Raw genomic sequence first — 17243 nt, forward strand, 5'->3', positions numbered from 1 at the left:
ACGGTTACGTCGGCATTTCGCAGCGCGGAGGCTGCACGATGGCGAGCGCTGCCGACATCCCGTCTCGGCGGCTGTTTGCCATCTCCATGTCCCCGGCGGAGCGTGAGCGTGAGGTACCATCGACCGCCGGAAGGTGGGTCGGCGCCGCGAAGGTCACCAATGAGCATTCGTCATCATCGCATGCCTAGGCATCGTTACGATTCCATGAGCCGCAACTGAGCGGCAGCAGAGACCCTGAGATGTCTTTTTACCGGGCTGGTGCAGCGCCGGCACGGCCGCGCGCGCCCGTCACTGACCGTGGCAACCGCGAAACTCCTTCAAATTTTTCCTGCGAATCCGCCGGAAGAATTGGCTCATCCTCTTCCGCCCGGAGGTGCTTCGACACCGACGCTTACCACTGGCCTGGCGAACTCTAGGAGCCACAAAAATCGAGGTGGTGGTCCGGTATGATTTCTGGACGAGCAGACCTTGACAACGTAGGTTACATAAAGGGACGGTAACTAAATCAGCGATTGTCGCAGCTGAGCGGGTAAGGGGGCGATTGATGGACACCTTGGTGGCACGCGGATCGGAGGACATGGCGGAATCGTCAGGATCTGTGCCAAGTCCAGCAGATATTCGTGACCAACTTGCGCGCATCATTTCGAGTGCCGAGTTTCCAAAAGGAGGCCGCGGCCCGGCCTTTCTCAGTTTCGTCGTCGAGGAGGCCCTTGCGGGGCGAGCGCTTCGCCTAAAAGGCTACACAATCGCGGTTGAGGTATTCAAGCGGAGCGAAGACTTCACCCAGGATGACCCGGTCGTCCGCATCGAGGCCGGACGGCTGAGACGGGCGCTCGAGCGCTACTATCTCGTGGCGGGACAGGACGACCCCGTCAGGATAGATATTCCAAAAGGACGCTACGCGCCTTCGTTCACCTGGAACGCTCCGATCTCAGCGGCCCCCATCTTTGCCTCTGTCGAGGAGGAGCGCAAACAGCTCGATCACTCATGGCCGCGTCGTGGGTGGCTAATGCTCGGCCTTTTCGGCGTTCTCGCACTTGCGGCACTGACATACTGGGGAAGCGAGCGCATAGTTGAGGCCGCGAAGCGGAGCGGAACCGCAATCTCGCCTGACGAGCCGACGCTGGTGATCGCACCTTTTGCCAATCTCGGTGACGGCCCGCAGGCTCAACTTTACACATCAGGGCTGACAGAGGAACTGCTTACCGCCCTGCCACGGTTCAAGGAGATCATGGTTTTTGGCCGCGAGACGTCGAAGTCTCTCTCCCCCCAGGTTGAGGCTTCCGAAATTCGTGGTGGGCTCGGTGCTCGCTATCTGCTTGCAGGCGCCGTCAGGGTGTCTGGTCCTAAGGTCCGAGTGACGGCGCGCCTATTGGACACATCCGACGGCGCAATCCTGTGGTCCCAGACCTACGACGATGACCTAACAAGCCGGGAACTTTTCGTCATCCAATCCGACGTCGCGAGCAAGGTTGCGGCCGCTGTAGCCCAGCCGTACGGCGTCATCGCGCAGGCTGCGACAGCAAGCCCGCCCCCAGAAGACCTCGGGGTCTACAACTGCACACTCCGCTTTTACGCGTATCGTTCGGAACTGAGCCCGGAGACTCACCTCAAGGCCCGAGAGTGTCTTGAAAGCGTCGTGGCACGTTACCCCAGTTACGCGACGGCATGGGCAATGTCGTCCATCTTATACCTCGATGAGGATCGCTTCCGCTTCAACCTCAGGAGTGGCCAGCCGGCGCCACTTGAGCGGGCGCTGCACTCGGCCCGACGCGCAATCGAACTGGAACCAGGAAATACCCGGGCGCTTCAATCCCTGATGATCGCGCTTTTCTTCAACCAACAACTCACCGAGGCGCTTGAGGCCGGCGAGGAGGCGCTGGCATTAAACCCGAACGACACGGAGCTGTTGGGCGAATTCGGAACGCGGCTCGCAATCTGTGGCCAGTGGCAGCGTGGCGCGGATCTCCTTGACCGAGCTCTTGCGCTCAACCCCGGTGGAGCAAGCTACTACCACGGAGCACGAGCGCTCGCGGCCTATATGCTGAACGATCAGGATAAAGCGGTGAGTCTCATCCGCAAGACGAATCTACAAAAGTTCCCGATGTTTCATCTGGTCGCAGCCGCCATCTTCGCCGACGCTGGATTGTTGGACGATGCGAGGCGCGAGGGAGAGATATTCATGAAAATGCGCCCGGATTACATCCCGAACATCATCGAAGAACACAGGAAGCGCAACATCGATCCAAAGGACAACCTCCGAATGATCGCCTCGCTGCGCAAGGCGGGCCTTCCTGTGCCGAGCGCAGAGGAAGTCGAGGCGAAAACATTTGCCTCCGCTGCATCCAAAATCCCCTGAGGGCTTCCGTGGCAAACAGATCCTACAGTCTCCTCGCACAGAGCTTACCAGACGTTACGGGTGTTCATTCTCGGCGGTGTCTACAGTTCGTCGATGTCAGGCGCCAGCCGGCGACTGAGGCATCCAAGCACCACGAGGCATAGGCCGATGATCCGCTGGAATACGAAAACCGCCCTTTCAACAGCCGCGTTCAGGTGTCGATCCTTGGGATCGCCGGTTTTTCGAAGGCCGCCCAGGCTCGCGTGGGTCGCCCGTTGACGCCTGTCAGCGTCGTGGGCGTCGCTCGGCGAACCGTGCGACGCTGCGCCGTCGGCGTCTATTGCCGCTAGGACCCAAATATCAAAGAAAAGTTGGAAGCGTTGACCCATTCTAACACTAACGATGGAAGCGTTACTCCATCCTCGAGCCGCTTGCGATGGATGATCCTTTGTCTGACGCTCGTCACCGTTTCCGGATGCGGCGGCCACCCGAAGGGTGTGCTGACGCCCGTCGCTGAGACGTCAGCCGATGTAAGCCGGGTGGAGATGTTAATCGCGACCACGCGTGCCCGCTCGGAAGTACCGGGAGAAATGTTCACAGGCGAGCGAGCACGTGCGCCGGCGTTTGCGGACATCACCGTCTCTATTCCTCCGGTGCGCAAGGTTGGGGATGTCGCGTGGCCGAAGAAACTGCCTCCCAATCCGGCCACCGACTTCGCAACCCTCAAAGCGGGCGAACTGACAAAGACTGAAGCTAAGGCTTGGCTAAACACTTCAGCCAGGAAGAGCGCCGACCGAAGCGTGCTCGTCTTCATCCACGGGTTCAACAACCGCTTCGAAGACTCCGTCTACCGCTTTGCCCAGATCGTCCATGATTCCGGCGTCAAGAGCGCGCCCGTTCTGGTGACCTGGCCCTCGCGGGGCAGTCTGTTGGCCTATGGCTATGACCGTGAAAGCACCAACTACACCCGCAACGCGTTGGAATCGCTGTTCCAATATCTGGCTGCGGACGAGGAGGTGAAAGAAGTCTCGATCCTTGCTCATTCGATGGGGAACTGGCTCACGCTGGAGGCGCTCCGCCAGATGGCGATCCGTAACGACCGCCTACCGGCAAAATTCAAAAACGTAATGCTCGCTGCCCCCGACGTCGACGTCGACGTGTTCCGATCGCAGATCGAGGACATGGGAGATCAACGCCCACGGTTCACCCTCTTCGTATCGCAGGACGACCGGGCGCTCGCTTTCTCGCGCAGGGTCTGGGGTGACATTCCCCGGCTGGGATCGATCGATCCGGAGCAGGCCCCTTACAAGCAAGAGTTGGCGAACCACGATATCACCGTCATTGATCTGACGAAGGTCAAGGCCGGAGACAGCATGCACCACGGAAAATTCGCAGAATCGCCCGAGGTGGTCCAACTGATCGGCGCCCGGATTTCCGAGGGCCAGACGTTGACGGACAGCAAGATGGGGCTTGGAGATCACCTTATCGCTGGAACGACGGGAGTGGCGGCAGCGGCGGGCAGCGCTGCGGGTTTGATCCTCGCCGCTCCGGTCGCCGTTGTCGATCAAGCCTCTCGCGAAAACTATGAGCACCATTTCAGTGGGTTGGCGGGCCGGTCGGGCGGCCAGACGATCGCGGTCACGGGCTGCGCACCAAAACAGCGGATGGAACTTAGTTCGACCTGTGGCACGCAAAAGAATTGACGGACCAAAGAAGCCACTCGCGCAATCCTCACGTACATGCGGGCGCTAAGCATGGCGGACGTCTCTGAGCCAAGGCCGTATACGAAACTCTCGCCTCGTTGAGAAACGAACAGTCGACCCCGCTGATGCACGAATGTTATGAGGTACGAGACCCCGACGGCCACCGGAACCATATGCGCTCCACCCCGTTTAGCTATTAGAGACCATATCCCCCCTCTACCCCTGACGCTTCCTCTGCCGCCTGACAAATGGCTGTCTTTGCGCCGAGCACTATCCAGCACGCGGGAGCGTTCCTATGACCAGGCATTTCAAGTATGACAAAGAGGCCCTGCTTCGTGGCTGGGGCGCAGTCTACGATCTCGAAGAGTTCATTCTGGCCTATCGCCTGTCACCGCTTGCCGCGCGCGAAATCTTTGCGAAGGTCGGCCCCCGCAGGCTCGATCTGGCAAATGCGATGAACGCCCGAAACATAGCGGTGTCCCAGGAACAGTCGGAACACACCTTCCCGCAAAATTGACAAGCTTTTGGGCATCGACCGGGTTAGACGCGATGGTCATGTCACCTCGTCTTCCATGGATCCATCACCGGCGACTACCTTAACGCACGTTCAACGAAGGACGCACCGCGTTCAACTTGACCGACTCAAAAGTGAAGGAACTCAATCAGGTATTGCACAGAGTTCATCACACGAATTTTCTGACCGAGCAGATCGAGGAATATTCTGAAGCGCGACGCGAGGACCAACAGCTGGATCGCGTGCTTTTCGGCGCGCGCAGTCCAGAAGAGCTCGCCACGGGCCTCGTGAAGTCCCAAATCCGCCGCGACGAGTCCCGTCAGAGTGATATTGAGAAGGTCAAGCTTCTCGAAGAGGGACAGAGCATATCGGAGCACTTCGCAGATGCTGTCATCAAGGCTGCGCAGGACCTGGAAGAACCCAATACAAGGCCGGGCTCAGCCGATCGGCGTCCTCATCTCTCAACTTGATGTTTATATGAATAATCCCTAATATAATTGCAGATGGTTCGTAGGTGGCGGTATCGCACGCACCCGCCAAAATGACGTGTGTGCGCTGCCATTCGCTGGCAGGAGATCACTAGCTCTGAGAACACGCAGCGCTCCGCCAACATGGCCTTCCCCGAACGCGACTCTGGATCGAAGGAGCGCCTCATGCCTAATCCTAAGTCCCCAAACGAAGTCGACGCAACCGTTGGTCGCAATGTCAGACGCATCCGCAATATGCTCGGCATGTCCCAGGAAGCTCTCGGCGCGAAGCTCGGTTTAACGTTTCAGCAGGTTCAGAAGTACGAGAAGGGAATCAACCGGATTTCGGCAAGCAAGTTGGTTGCCATGTCGCATGCGCTTGACTGCAGTATCGGCCAGTTCTTCACCGACGTTGACGCCAGCACAAATACTCTCCCGATTCCCAATGTCAGCTCTGCGGCTCTCAAGTTGGCGGGCCAGTTCGACAAGATTGCGTCGTCTTCTCAGCGCGATGCCGTCTCCAAGCTTGTCGCATCGTTAGCGCGCCACGAAACGCACTCCGCACCTACCGAGGAATGATGGCAGCGACGGGAAGCCCCCATATAACGTGCGGCTCGTGGCCGGAGCATCTTCGTGGGAAAGCGCGGCTGAACGCTGACTACGGTATCCGCGGCTCGGGGGACGCACGAACTGCAGCCCGTTTTGCCTCCAAGACTTCGGCCTGGGTCAAAAGTCACCACGCCTTTGTACCAAGGTTCTGAGCGATGATATCGCCAATAGGCAGAAGCGGTCGTGGGCGTCTCGTCCGCAGCCCTCGCCGTCCTGCGAACCCCGATTGCGATACCCGGCAAAATGAGACGCCTCTCCCAGTCGGCAGAAGCGCCTTGCCGCACGATAGAATCTGGCCGATTAACTACACCGGTTTGTTGATCACTATGGCGCCGACTAACGAACGGCCTTGAATGCCGCTCTTAGCTCCTCCGCAAATATCAGCGGCTGCTCCCACGCAGCAAAATGCCCGCCTTTTTCGACCTGGTGGTAGTAGTTGAGCGAGGGATACGCCAGTTTGCTCCAACTTTCTGGCGCGCGGTAGATTTCTTTGGGGAAAACAGTGATAGCGACGGGGACTTTGATGTCCTTCGTCTTTTGCGCGTCAGAGCTGAAGTTATTGTTGTTGTTTTCCCAGTAGAATCGCGACGATGACGCGCCAGTATTTGTCAACCAATAGAGCGTGATGTCGTTCAGCATCTCGTCCCTGGAAAACACCCGTTCGGGAACGCCGTCGCTGTCGCTCCACTGAGCAAATTTTTCATAGATCCATGAAGCTAACCCAGAAGGTGAGTCAGAAAGCGAGTACCCGATGGTCTGTGGGCGGGTGACCATCATCGCGCCATATGCAGCATTGCGGCCGAAGAAGGTGCTCAAGGAGTCATACGCTTCCTTTTCAGGGGGTGCCAAGCTTGCAGGAGCCGGATCCCCGCTATTGATAGCCTCCATGACATCACCGGGGACCGTTGCAGGCATGTTGAGATGGATTGCTAGTAGGCCCTTCGGAGCTTGGCGAGCCAGCGCATCAGAAATAACCGAACCGTGGTCGCCTCCCTGGGATACGTAATGGTCGTAGCCGAGACGCTCCATCAAGACATCCCATGCACGTGCCACTCGGTCCGGCCCCCAACCTAGGTCAGTTGGACGTCCTGAAAATCCGTGGCCCGGTATGGACGGTATGACTACGTCAAACGCGTCTTCCGGCTTGCCTCCATAAGCCACCGGGTCGGTCAGGGGCCCAATCGTCTTGATGAACTCAAACATCGACCCAGGCCAACCGTGGGTCAGAATAACTGGGAGGGCATTAGGGTTTTTCGAACGGACGTGGATGAACTGGATATCGACACCGTCAATCTTCGTTATGAACTGTGGCAGGGCGTTTAGTTCCGCTTCAGCTTTGCGCCAGTCATATTTCGAGCGCCAGTATTCGACGAGCTCTTGAACTCGCGTTAGCTGGATCCCCTGAGAGGCGTCGCTAACCGTCTCCTTGTCCGGCCACCTAGTCGCGGCAATGCGTCGACGGAGGTCGTCAAGCTGCGCCTGAGGAACTTGGATCTGAAAAGGACGAATCGTTTCGTCGTTGACGCCACTCGCATCAGTTGCCGCAGAGTTTCCATCGGCTGCGTTCGCGGGTAGCGGATAAGCGGTTTGCAACAGCATTGCTCCCAGAACAAACGCGATCGCGCGACCGTCTCGCCGAAGACCCATCGTATCCCTTCTGTGTTTGGTCATCAAAATAGCTCCTGTGGTTTTCACGTTTGCCGCGGCGTCATTCGACGTCCCGACTGGAAGAGCCTAGGAACCCTGGGTATCCACGATGTTTCGCAAATCACGGGAAGTGTATCAAAGCCTACAACTGGAGTGATCGTTGCAATTTGTGGCCAATTGGACATCTGCCAGGGGACGCGGACAGCATTGTGAGGGCCGCGCGCGTCCAAGGCGCCGGTGGGCTTTCAAGATCTGATCGTGGGAACGAGAACGCGTGCGCTGCAGTCCGACTGCAATTCGTTGATCGCATTGGCAATCAATTTCCGCAACATTCGTCCGGAACGCCCAGGCCTCGCCCGGTTCTGCCGGCACCTGATCCGAAGCAAAGATCTCCTGACGTTGGCGCCGTTGTCTCCTCGACAGGCATGCGTGCGGGGCTGCCACTGCCAAGTCAGGCAGTCCAACAATAAGGGCTCGGCACACCGGCGATCCAGAAACCGGTACCGCCCAGCAGGCCCTGCGCAAGGGCGGTTCCGATCATCCCGTAGACGACCCCCTTCACGGTCGCACCGATGACCGTCAGCAGCCTTTTGCCCCGAGGGCCATGGAGAGGAACCAAAAGAAGGTGATGGACATGCTGAGAGCAAGCTCCCGTTAGTTTCTTGAACTCAGCCATGAACGCTGGGGCATCATGAACAAGGTTCTCCCAATAGGCGGCCACAACCCTCGCCAATGATCGGCAGACCCTTAACCCAGGCGGGTAGCGACGAAGGCCCCTCCTCCAAGACGCGCGTAATCGCTTGAGCGACGTTCTTTATGTCGTCCACAAGCGACACTCACGAGGAACGCAAGCGGCGGTGCCAAAGCGACGACGACGAGCATCGTCATGATCGCCGCGGCGGCTGCACGGTATCCTCCGACGGCACGTTCGCATTAGGGGGGATGTGCGTGACCGCAATGAGGAGCGCACACACCCCCCTGTCCAGGAAGTACAGTGTCCGCCCAGGCGAGTTTAGGTCCGAGGACTGCCGGTTCCTTGCTTCAGGCGAATACTGACGGGTCTACCCTCCGCCTGCTGAACCTCGAACTTGTTTGTCTTCCGGATGAGGTCGCTGAGCTTTCGAAACCCGAAAGTACGCGGATCAAAGTCGGGTGCCAAGTTGAGCAGTTGCTTGCCAACGGTACCCAGATTCACCCACCCTTCCTCGGTTTCTTCTTGGGCAAGAACTTTTTTTATCAACGGCACGGCGGCGCTCACCGGTTGCAAGGACTTTGCGGCTGATGCGGCATCCTGTTCGTCTTTCCCTGCGCCTGCAAGCAGGTTTTCAGTGTAGATGAATCGGCGGCAGGCCTGCCGGAAGCTTTCTGGAGTCTTTTGTTCGCCAAAGCCAAAAACGTCGATGCCCTGCTCGCGAATACGGGCGGCCAAACGCGTGAAATCGCTATCGGACGAAACGAGGCAGAAGCCATCAAAACGACCACTATGCAGCAAATCCATGGCGTCGATCACCAGCGTGATATCTGAGGCGTTCTTGCCGGTCGTGTAGGCGAATTGCTGCTGCGGAATGATCGCGTGTTTCGCAAGCACATCCGCCCATGCCTTGGAACGCGTGCCCGAGAAATCGCCGTAAATGCGGCGGACGCTTGCCTCCCCGATCTTTGCAACCTCTTCGAACAACCCGTCGGCGATCTTTGCCGAGGTGTTGTCGGCGTCGATGAGGACCGCAAGGCGTGGCGATCGAGGCTCAGACGGCATGCTTTGCTCCTCTCGTAATCGTCATAGCTTAGCAGCCAGTTCGCCATCGCACTATCCGGCTTTCCAGCCAGCACTCTTGTTCGCCCCCATCAGCGCCATCAGCGGTCAGATCTCGGCGAAACTGATATGGCCCGCCCAAACCGCGATCACACTTCAGTTTCTCGATAATTGGAGGCTACTGGTGCCTTGGATACACGAAAGGTCATAGTTCCGACGAGATCGAGGAAGACGCCTGTACCTGTCCCGAAATGGAGGAGATCTGCAAGATCGGCCACGCTGCGCGTGACGTGCCGCCCGTCACCCAACCGCCCACCGAATCCGATGATCATCGTGGCGACGCAGGCCCATACGAGAAATGTCGTGGGTGGCTGGTAGCTCTCGAAACGCTGGGCGTTCGAGTCGGTTGCTGTTTGGGCTCCGCCGCCCATGTACTGTCCGTAATGTTGGTGGGCGGGTTTCTGGCCGCCCTCCTCTCCAGGCCGGAACGGAGACACGACTGGCGCGTCACATCCTACGTTGGAGTGCAGCAAGAAATAGCATCGTGCATCATCTTGATCGTTGTCATTGTGCTCTTGCTTAGCGGCGGCTGGTACGGTCGCGGTCGCTGGTATTGAGCCATCAGCCGTTGCGGTCGCCGGGATGAGAGACCAAGCATTCCTAAGAATGCGGCTCTGCAACATGGAGTAGCGATCTCCGACATAATTGGGCTTCAGCCGACGGTATGTTGAGGAGGCGCCGTACCGCGGGGCCCGTCAAAAAAAGGCGCTACAGTGGTTGTTCACAGGTGGAGGCGATCGCCGGCCCGCTTGGGGGTATTGAGAATACACAGCGCCCGCGCTGCATTTTTAGGGCTGAGCCCCTCCATCTTCCAAGGGCCTATTTCTGCAGTCTCTCCCGTGAAGACGTGATAGATCGAATAGGTTCCGTTTCCGTCGAAACGGCGACCATACTGATCGAGCTGTCCGGATCTGTTCGGCGCGCCCCCTTCGGATTCCCATGCGCTGATGACGAGCGCGTGTTCTTCGTGTTTACTCTTCATCTGCAGCCCTCCTTGCGGCGGTCGCCTGTGCCCCCGACTGGCGACGCTGCTCACTTATCGGGCGTCATGCCCCGTTCAATCGGATGCAGATAACTTCGTTGCTCACTCGCTCTTGGCCGAGTTCATCATTGCGGATGCGATACTGAGGCGAGTTGTCCCTGAAGGCGAGTTTGGCGACGACATGATCGTTTCCGCCGCTAGGGGTGAAATATTTGCGCGAAAGGCGCACTGACAGACCGATCGGGAATCGATGGTTACGCGTTGATGTTGCCATTACGGTTAGGATGACGGCGAGATTGCGGCTTCGCGGCGATCGACGGCTATCAGGCGTTCAAGCTCCTCAGGATCGATTGCTATCAGACGCTTTCGGTATTCGTTCGCGGCCGTGGCTGGTAGCGTGATAAAGGTCGCCACACGGCGATAGGCGAGCCACGAGATGCCTTCGATCAACTCCTCGTCCTCATCGACTTGGTAGTCGCCAGGCGACACTATCTCACCGAGGTCTGGCATCCAGAATGGTTGGTCGAAATGGACTGTTCGATGTTTCGTCCGGGCAAACATGCTGCCCTCCTTTTCTGTGGCATACGTGGGCGAGATTCAGCCAGGCTGTTTGGCGCCAATAACAGCGCCAACAGCTCCCGTCGCTACGGCCTCATCGGACGAAGCTCATAACGACGGCACCGCACGGAATCGAGATTGGTGAGTTTGGCGGGCTTACTGCCTCTGATGAAGCAAAAAGCCAAGCTCGCCTCAAAACCATCGTAAATCTGTATGCCTTGAATACGGCTTTACTATGTTTATTGATTGAGAATATGTTTTATCGAAAAAAATGTTCGGATTTTATAAATATAGTCGTACTGATAAATCGATATTTGTCGTTTTCGTTCCAAGATCATTTACAGTCATTATTTGAAACGTACTTTTGTATGGACATTGTAATTGGTTGTTTACATTAATTCTTTTAAAGCGCACTGTAGAAAATCCGGATTGCCATTGGCTCCCTGGTCCGAGCGCGAGCCCGCAACGATCCCGATAATCAACCTGATTAAAGGGAATGAAATCATGACATTCGATCAAGTCCTTGAGCGGACAAAGCCCTATGCGATTGGTTTAGTTGTCGGGCTTATTGCCGCGCCGATCATCGGCTTCAATGCGGGATGGATTACCACCACGACTGCCAGCACTCTGGCGACAGAGACGGCTAGAGTGGACGCGCTTTCCGGCATTTGTTCAAGTGCTGCAGGACGAATGGCGACTGCCAACAGCACGGATCTCGCGACGCTTAAGGGCTACGACAATCGTGCGAAACGTGACGAACTCGTAGCAGCCATTATGGCCGATATCAAAATTCCAGCGGACGTCCTCGGCAAGGTCAGCACGAGCTGCAGCCGCTCACTATCCTGAAGCGCGGCAAACGCCGCGTAATGAGTAGACCAACCAGAACGGAAAATAGGAGATCGCTGGAAAACATCCTGGACGGACGTTCGGGGTACCGCGCCGTTGAATGAAGCTTGTAAGTTATCCCGACATTAGCTCTTTCAGGCGCGTAAATTGGACTTGGCATTGGGAAGAGTTGGTCGGGACTTTATCAAATGACACAAGCTCAGGCTTTCGCCTTCACCATTTTGATCGGCCTGATGGTCGCTTTCATATGGGGACGCCTCCGCTACGACCTCATTGCGGTTCTCGCGTTGCTTGCCGCAGTTTTCACCGGCATCGTGCCGCACAAAGCAGCGTTCTCCGGCTTCGGGGACGACATCGTCATCATTGTAGCCAGCGCGCTGATCGTCAGTGCCGCGATTGAGCGCAGTGGTGTCATAGAGGCATTCCTCCATCGGGCGGCGCCTAGCCTGACCTCCGTGCAGGGGCAGGTTGTTATGCTCGTGACGACTGTTTCGCTTCTCTCCGTCTTCATCAAGAACATCGGCGCGCTGGCGATGATGATTCCGGTCGCATTCCAGATGGCGCGCCGGTCGAAAGCTTCCCCTTCATCTTTTCTCATGCCGATGGCGTTCGGTTCCTTGCTTGGCGGGCTCACAACCCTCGTCGGCACATCGCCGAACATCGTCGTCTCCCGGATGCGCGAGGAACTGACAGGCCGCCCTTTCAACATGTTCGATTTCACCCCCGTCGGTATAGGGCTTGCCGCCGCGGGAGTAGTTTTTCTGACACTTGGCTACCGGCTGCTTCCCAAGGAGCGCAAAGCGGTCGCGACAATGGAGAAGGCGCTGGACATCAAGGACTACATGACCGAAGCCCGCGTTACTGCGACTTCGTCCGTCGTCGGCAAGTCGATCCGTCACCTGTCGATCTTGTTGGACGAGGAGGTCCTGGTCACTGGCCTCATTCGCAATCGAGTCGAACCACTGAGGCCGCTGCCAAACGTCGTCCTCCGTCAAGGTGATATCGTTCTTTTGGAAGGAGACCCTCATGCGCTCGAACGAGGCATCAGTCGTGCGCGGCTGGAACTGGAGGGGCACGACCGCCCCACGAAAGCGAAGGGAGCCGACGAGGAGATTGCCGGAATTGAGGCAGTGATCGGCCCGAAATCAGTCTTGATCGGGGAAACCGCCAAACGTTTGGCGCTGCATGATCGCTTCAATATCAATCTGCTCGCGGTAAGCCGAAGCAGCGAGCGCTTCACTGATCGATTGCGCGACATCGTGTTAAGACCAGGCGACGTTCTCGTTTTGAAAGGCGATCTCGTGCTTCTCCCAACCATGTTGATGGAACTCGGCCTTCTTCCGTTGGCCGGACGCGAAATCCGCTTGGGGACCCCCCGAAAAGGCCTGATACCTGTGGTGGTCCTGGCTGGTGCCATGGTGCTAACGGCATTCGGCCTGCTGCCCGTCGCCACAGCCTTTTTTACGGCTGCTGTGCTGACGGTAATGCTCGGTTCACTTTCGCTTCGGGAAGCTTACGAGGCTGTCGATTGGCCCATCCTGATAATGCTCGGCGCTCTCATTCCGGTCAGCGAGTCGATCCGTGCGACCGGTGGTGCCGACCTTATCGCCGGCGGCCTCGCTCACCTTGCTACCACCTTGCCCCCCTATGGGGCCCTTGCAATGATCATGGTCGTCGCAATGGCAGCAACACCGTTTCTGAACAATGCAGCCACCGTTCTCGTAGTCGCGCCGATCGCGGTCACCCTTGCTCAGCGCCTTGGCTACAATCCGGATGCGTTTCTGATGGCAGTCGCGGTGGGGGCGGCTTGTGACTTTCTCACGCCTGTTGGACACCAATGCAACACCTTGGTGTTGGGGCCCGGCGGTTATCGTTTTGGCGACTATTGGAAGTTGGGGCTGCCGCTCTCGTTCATTGTCGTCTTAATGGGCGTGCCTCTGATCCTGTGGTTTTGGCCGCCCGTTTAGCGCAAGCGTCGTTTCAATTCCGATTTCAGGTTCACGTGGCGTCAGCAAGCCAGAATGAGCAGAACGATCGCCACGACCCGGAGACAAAGCATACTGGCAGTTGCCGCCGCTCTTACTGGGAAAACTTTACTCATGACGCTCCGGCCTTCATCCTCGAGCTCAAAAAGCTGACCGGCCCTATCACCGATATTGCCCTCGCTGGCGGCGTCGCGTTCGGCGTCGGCCTACTCGAACCCGGGCTAAGGATATTCATCACCTTTTTCCTGTTCCTGCACGGCCGACGCATGATCAGTTTCATGCGTCAAATCGGTGAGCGGATTGCCGGCGCTCGCGCCAGAAGGCTGCTCACGGTCATTGGCATGACCGTGAAAGGTGTCGTTTAGGGAATGATCGGAACGGCACTTGCCCAAGGGCTGTTGGCCGGCATCGGCTTCTGGATCGCCGGCGCGCCGCAGTCGCTATTACTGAGTTGCCTGACATACTTGCTCTCGTTTATGCCCGCAGGACCACCGTTTGTCTGGGGTCCCGTTGCGCTCTGGCTTCTCATGCAGGGATCAGTTTGGTGGGGCCTCTTCATCGCTTTGTGGGGCCCTGCTTCTCGTCAGCAGTATTGACAACTTCCTACGCCCATATCTGCTTAGCCAGAACATCAATCTGCCCGTGCTGCTTGGCCTGTTCGGGCTTGTTGGCGGCGTCCTCACCTTTGGATTAATCGGGCTTTTCTCGGGCCGACCTTACTGGCGGTGCCCTACAACCTCTTTCTAGAGTGGGTCGGGACGGAACTCGAAGAACGTAAGCTACCGGCGTCGCCTTCTGGTGCGGCTGGCCACTTGGAAGCCGATTCAAGGGATTGAAGTTGACGGATCTTCGCTTCAGAAAACGTCCGGGCTCGGCTGATCCTCGCAAGCGGTTCTGGCACCCACGCTTCCCTCCATAGTGGCAAGCCCGTGCACTGATCAAAATAGGTCCAGGTAGCTGAGCAACAAGACGATGCCGACGACTATAACGACAATCTGAGCCATCTGCTTCATCGTCGAGTCAATCGGAAGTTTTTGCACGAGGTACAGCGCCAAGGCGATGACAAGGGCCGTGATCAGGATGCTGATTATGATGGACATGCCCTAGGTCCGTTTGAAGGAACCGCCTTCCGGCAGTGACGGTGTAAATATGGCTGAGTTCTATAAAGGGAAGAGCGGCGTGGACGCGACACGGACAAACGGCGCTGGAGACACCCGCGAAGGCGCGAGCTCACCGGCCCAACCTCAGGACATCGCACAATCGCGGCGGCCCCTCTTGGCGAGGCTGTAGATCTCAGGGAAAACGGCGAGGTCCCGACGCTTAGCGACGTTCGATCGCAAGCTGTCAACGGCGGCGGTGACCGGTGGGAATTCTGCCTTGCACCTAATCGCTTCAAGGAAGCCGTGAGTTTCCGACGATACGGTATGCGACTTTAATCGGACGAAATCATCGCAAGCGTCATCGGCCGGAACTCCTCTCGGCAGAGCATGCCCGCGAAAGCCCCAAGCCGAATCATGGCCTTGATACTTGGTAATGTGTCGTGCGGGCGGTACATATTGGAAAGCTCGAATTCCTGGGAAGTATGAACTAGAATTCAGCGCGAAAACTTGTAAGTTGAGCGACCTTTTCCAATCTACGAGCGGCCAATGCAGGTTCTAGTACGTGATAACAATGTCGATCAGGCGCTCCGCGTTCTGAAGAAGAAACTCCAGCGCGAGGGCATTTTTCGTGAAATGCGGATGCGCGAGGCTTTTGAAAAGCCCTCGGTTAAGAGAGCGCGCGAGAAAGCCGAGGCCGTGAGCCGCCAGCGCAAGAATGCTCGCAAGCAAATGCAACGCGAAGGCCTGCTCCCGTCGAAGCCGAAAAAGAGCAGATAGCTTGATGAACGCTCAAAGCCGCCGCTGTGAGGGTGGAGCAGAGCGCGCGCCTCAATTTTACGAACGCGCACCTTGATTGAGCCTCTGCCCGCTGCGGAGGCTCAATCATTTTAAGCAGCACGATGATAGTGTTTTGGCTTCCAGCAGCGCTCGAATATCAGGCGCGCCTCACCTGCCCGGGCGCGCAGCGAGCGGGCAATGTCGATAATGTCGTCCCGCGACGCCGTTGGGTCTTCCTTGTTCCAAGCAACCCCGAGCCCGATCTTGACCAGAAGGCCAGCAGCCTCTTCGATCATCGCGATCCAGCAATGGTGAAGTGGCTTGGCACGCGCAGGCTATGAATAGAGGAGGTCGCCTAGTCCAACGTTGAAGCCCCATGAAGTAAGGTTTCGCGGTTATATCAACAGTCAGTCGGCGCAAAGCTATTGTCCGCCTTGGGCCGAAAGTACTAGATTCATAAACAATGTGGCGGGACCGATAGAAAGTCGACTTGGTATGATTATCTTTTTGCGGCCGGAAACGGGTGAAAATGAGCGAAATCCGTTCGCTTGAACGCGCGGACATCCCAGCGATCGCAGGCATGTTCCAGCGGGTGTTCCGCAACGACCAGAGCACACCGCCGCCGGCACTTGCCGATTACATGCAACAGCTTTACCTCGATGCGCCCGGCTGCGATCCGCAGATACGCCCGCTCGTGCACGTAAACGACAAGGGCGTCATTTCCGGATTTGTCGGCGTCAACGTCCTGCCCATGGTGCTGAATGGCCGCCGGCTGCGCGCGGCCATCTGCGGCTCGCTGATGGTCGAGGATCGCGAGAGCGACCCCCTGGCCGGAGCGCGCATCCTCAAGGCCTTTCTGGCCGGACCACAGGATCTTTCCTTCAGCGAAACCGCAAGCGACGTCTCGGTGCAGATGTGGACACGGCTTCGTGGCGTCGTTCTGCCGCAATACAGCCTCGATTGGGTGCGCGTCATCCAGCCCGCTTCCTTCAGCCTGAGTGTTGCATCCAACCGCATCAAGCCGGCGCGGCTTGCCGCACCTTTCGCGCGGGCCATCGACAGTGCCTACCGCAAGCGGATGGCGCCGGGCGAACAACGCTGGTCCGCCGTGTCTGCCGCCGGCATCGGTCAGGCCGGTTTCACGGCACAGGAAACCGATCGCGACGGTTTTGCCGCCGTGGTCGATCGTTTCATCGCGCAATTTCCGCTGCGCCCCGAATGGGCTGAAGGGCAGCTCGACTACATTCTCGGCGATGCGGAGCAAAAGCCCGAACAAGGCGAGCTCGTCTACGCTGTGGTTGCGGCGCGCACCGGCACGCTCGTTGGCGCGTTCGCCTATTACGCCAAGGCGGGCGCGATCGGACGGGTGCTGCAGGTATTGGCGCTGCCGGGCCAGGCCGGCCCGGTCATCGACTGTCTTGTCGATCATGCCGCCAAGCGCGGACTTCCGGGCCTACGGGGACGGACACAGCCGGCACTTATGGAAGCGATGCTCGGACGTCGGATTGCCTTCGTTCATGTTTACTCAACAGTACTCCACTCCCGTGACCCCGCGATCGTCCAGGCCTGCCGGGACGGACAAGGCTTCTTCAACGGCATTGCCGGAGAACACTGGTGCCGGCTGATCGCCGGGACTTTTGGTTAGTAGAGGCGGAGGCGATCGTCTGTGCCTTCACCCTTCGAGCCTGCGGCAACACCGTTGTCATCGAAGGGCTGGTCGACGCTCCCGACGCCGACGAATATACGCGGCGGGTGGCGGAAGACATAGCCGGCGAGGGTCGCGTTCTGGTAAGGGTGAGTTGCCCAAAGGCCGATCCAAGCGGCGAGGCCCATTAGCCGACCTTCCTTCAGTGATTTCGCTCTGGCGGCCTTGCCTGTCTTTGTCGCGGCGCACGTCTTTAGCA

General features: G+C 58.0%; 18 protein-coding genes and 4 pseudogenes. 12 read left to right on the forward strand and 10 right to left on the reverse strand.

The annotated features are described in order from the left end of the window. From ACTJKE_RS30260 to ACTJKE_RS30285, 6 genes are all read left to right on the forward strand, one after another. Window positions 1–188: hypothetical protein (locus tag ACTJKE_RS30260; RefSeq protein ID WP_440693400.1), on the forward strand; the 188-nt coding region annotated here is incomplete at its 5' end. Window positions 189–544: 356 nt separating this feature from the next. After that, window positions 545–2359: an adenylate cyclase gene (locus ACTJKE_RS30265; RefSeq protein ID WP_440639723.1), complete on the forward strand. Its 1815-nt coding sequence runs from the start codon at window positions 545–547 to the stop codon at window positions 2357–2359. Window positions 2360–2778: 419 nt separating this feature from the next. Continuing rightward, window positions 2779–4041 (forward strand): alpha/beta hydrolase, encoded by a 1263-nt coding sequence (locus ACTJKE_RS30270; RefSeq protein WP_113515355.1) that lies wholly within the window; start codon window positions 2779–2781, stop codon window positions 4039–4041. Between the two features lie 295 nt (window positions 4042–4336). Then, the gene (locus ACTJKE_RS30275) at window positions 4337–4558 is read left to right on the forward strand and encodes a hypothetical protein (RefSeq protein ID WP_058329888.1); all 222 of its coding nucleotides are present in this window, start codon (window positions 4337–4339) and stop codon (window positions 4556–4558) included. 116 nt (window positions 4559–4674) lie between these two features. After that, on the forward strand, window positions 4675–5025 hold the full coding sequence (locus ACTJKE_RS30280; protein WP_440693402.1) for a hypothetical protein: 351 nt from the start codon (window positions 4675–4677) through the stop codon (window positions 5023–5025). Between the two features lie 183 nt (window positions 5026–5208). Continuing rightward, complete coding sequence (locus tag ACTJKE_RS30285; RefSeq protein ID WP_058329897.1) at window positions 5209–5601, forward strand: helix-turn-helix domain-containing protein; 393 nt, start codon at window positions 5209–5211, stop codon at window positions 5599–5601. A gap of 366 nt (window positions 5602–5967) precedes the next feature. Here ACTJKE_RS30285 and ACTJKE_RS30290 read toward each other — a convergent pair whose 3' ends face one another. From ACTJKE_RS30290 to ACTJKE_RS30320, 7 genes and pseudogenes are all read right to left on the reverse strand, one after another. Continuing rightward, a complete protein-coding gene (locus ACTJKE_RS30290) occupies window positions 5968–7278 on the reverse strand; it encodes an epoxide hydrolase family protein (protein ID WP_440693410.1) in 1311 nt (436 codons plus the stop codon). 446 nt (window positions 7279–7724) lie between these two features. Then, window positions 7725–8208, reverse strand: a pseudogene (locus ACTJKE_RS30295) (AI-2E family transporter); the annotation flags it as partial. An 82-nt stretch (window positions 8209–8290) separates the two neighbouring features. After that, the gene (locus ACTJKE_RS30300; RefSeq protein WP_440639728.1) at window positions 8291–9034 is read right to left on the reverse strand and encodes an NYN domain-containing protein; all 744 of its coding nucleotides are present in this window, start codon (window positions 9032–9034) and stop codon (window positions 8291–8293) included. 146 nt (window positions 9035–9180) lie between these two features. Next, window positions 9181–9714: a hypothetical protein gene (locus ACTJKE_RS30305; protein WP_440639735.1), complete on the reverse strand. Its 534-nt coding sequence runs from the start codon at window positions 9712–9714 to the stop codon at window positions 9181–9183. A 98-nt stretch (window positions 9715–9812) separates the two neighbouring features. Then, a complete protein-coding gene (locus tag ACTJKE_RS30310) occupies window positions 9813–10073 on the reverse strand; it encodes a hypothetical protein (protein WP_058329893.1) in 261 nt (86 codons plus the stop codon). Between the two features lie 50 nt (window positions 10074–10123). Continuing rightward, a pseudogene (locus ACTJKE_RS30315) lies at window positions 10124–10347 on the reverse strand (hypothetical protein). 5 nt (window positions 10348–10352) lie between these two features. Beyond that, entirely contained in the window at window positions 10353–10634 is a 282-nt protein-coding gene (locus tag ACTJKE_RS30320; protein ID WP_058329894.1) for a hypothetical protein, read from the reverse strand. Between the two features lie 501 nt (window positions 10635–11135). On the opposite strand from ACTJKE_RS30320, the gene ACTJKE_RS30325 reads away from it, so the two are divergent. From ACTJKE_RS30325 to ACTJKE_RS30335, 3 genes and pseudogenes are all read left to right on the forward strand, one after another. Then, window positions 11136–11477: a hypothetical protein gene (locus ACTJKE_RS30325; RefSeq protein WP_058329898.1), complete on the forward strand. Its 342-nt coding sequence runs from the start codon at window positions 11136–11138 to the stop codon at window positions 11475–11477. A 188-nt stretch (window positions 11478–11665) separates the two neighbouring features. Next, entirely contained in the window at window positions 11666–13444 is a 1779-nt protein-coding gene (locus tag ACTJKE_RS30330; RefSeq protein WP_440639731.1) for an SLC13 family permease, read from the forward strand. A gap of 110 nt (window positions 13445–13554) precedes the next feature. Beyond that, window positions 13555–14298, forward strand: a pseudogene (locus ACTJKE_RS30335) (AI-2E family transporter); the annotation flags it as partial. A 102-nt stretch (window positions 14299–14400) separates the two neighbouring features. Here ACTJKE_RS30335 and ACTJKE_RS30340 read toward each other — a convergent pair. Next, window positions 14401–14562, reverse strand: coding sequence for a Thivi_2564 family membrane protein (locus tag ACTJKE_RS30340; RefSeq protein WP_197423545.1), 162 nt, complete (start codon window positions 14560–14562; stop codon window positions 14401–14403). A 208-nt stretch (window positions 14563–14770) separates the two neighbouring features. Between ACTJKE_RS30340 and ACTJKE_RS30345 the strand changes: the two are divergent. Together ACTJKE_RS30345 and rpsU are read left to right on the forward strand one after the other, a co-directional pair. Then, window positions 14771–14869 (forward strand): annotated as a pseudogene (locus tag ACTJKE_RS30345) (TA system VapC family ribonuclease toxin); the annotation flags it as partial. Between the two features lie 239 nt (window positions 14870–15108). Next, window positions 15109–15339 (forward strand): 30S ribosomal protein S21, encoded by a 231-nt coding sequence (gene rpsU / locus ACTJKE_RS30350; protein ID WP_057249963.1) that lies wholly within the window; start codon window positions 15109–15111, stop codon window positions 15337–15339. A gap of 110 nt (window positions 15340–15449) precedes the next feature. Here rpsU and ACTJKE_RS30355 read toward each other — a convergent pair whose 3' ends face one another. Further along, window positions 15450–15635 carry a hypothetical protein gene (locus tag ACTJKE_RS30355; RefSeq protein ID WP_058329896.1) on the reverse strand — a complete coding sequence of 62 codons (186 nt, stop codon included), beginning with the start codon at window positions 15633–15635 and terminating at the stop codon, window positions 15450–15452. 233 nt (window positions 15636–15868) lie between these two features. Between ACTJKE_RS30355 and ACTJKE_RS30360 the strand changes: the two genes are divergently transcribed. Continuing rightward, window positions 15869–16984 carry a hypothetical protein gene (locus ACTJKE_RS30360; RefSeq protein ID WP_440693404.1) on the forward strand — a complete coding sequence of 372 codons (1116 nt, stop codon included), beginning with the start codon at window positions 15869–15871 and terminating at the stop codon, window positions 16982–16984. On the opposite strand, the gene ACTJKE_RS30365 is transcribed toward ACTJKE_RS30360, so the two are convergent. Then, the gene (locus ACTJKE_RS30365; RefSeq protein WP_058329275.1) at window positions 16981–17172 is read right to left on the reverse strand and encodes a hypothetical protein; all 192 of its coding nucleotides are present in this window, start codon (window positions 17170–17172) and stop codon (window positions 16981–16983) included. The genes ACTJKE_RS30360 and ACTJKE_RS30365 overlap by 4 nt on opposite strands. Window positions 17173–17243 lie beyond the last annotated feature (71 nt).

The sequence above is a fragment of the Ensifer sp. 22521 genome, assembly GCF_052044795.1.
Taxonomy (GTDB): Bacteria; Pseudomonadota; Alphaproteobacteria; order Rhizobiales; family Rhizobiaceae; genus Ensifer.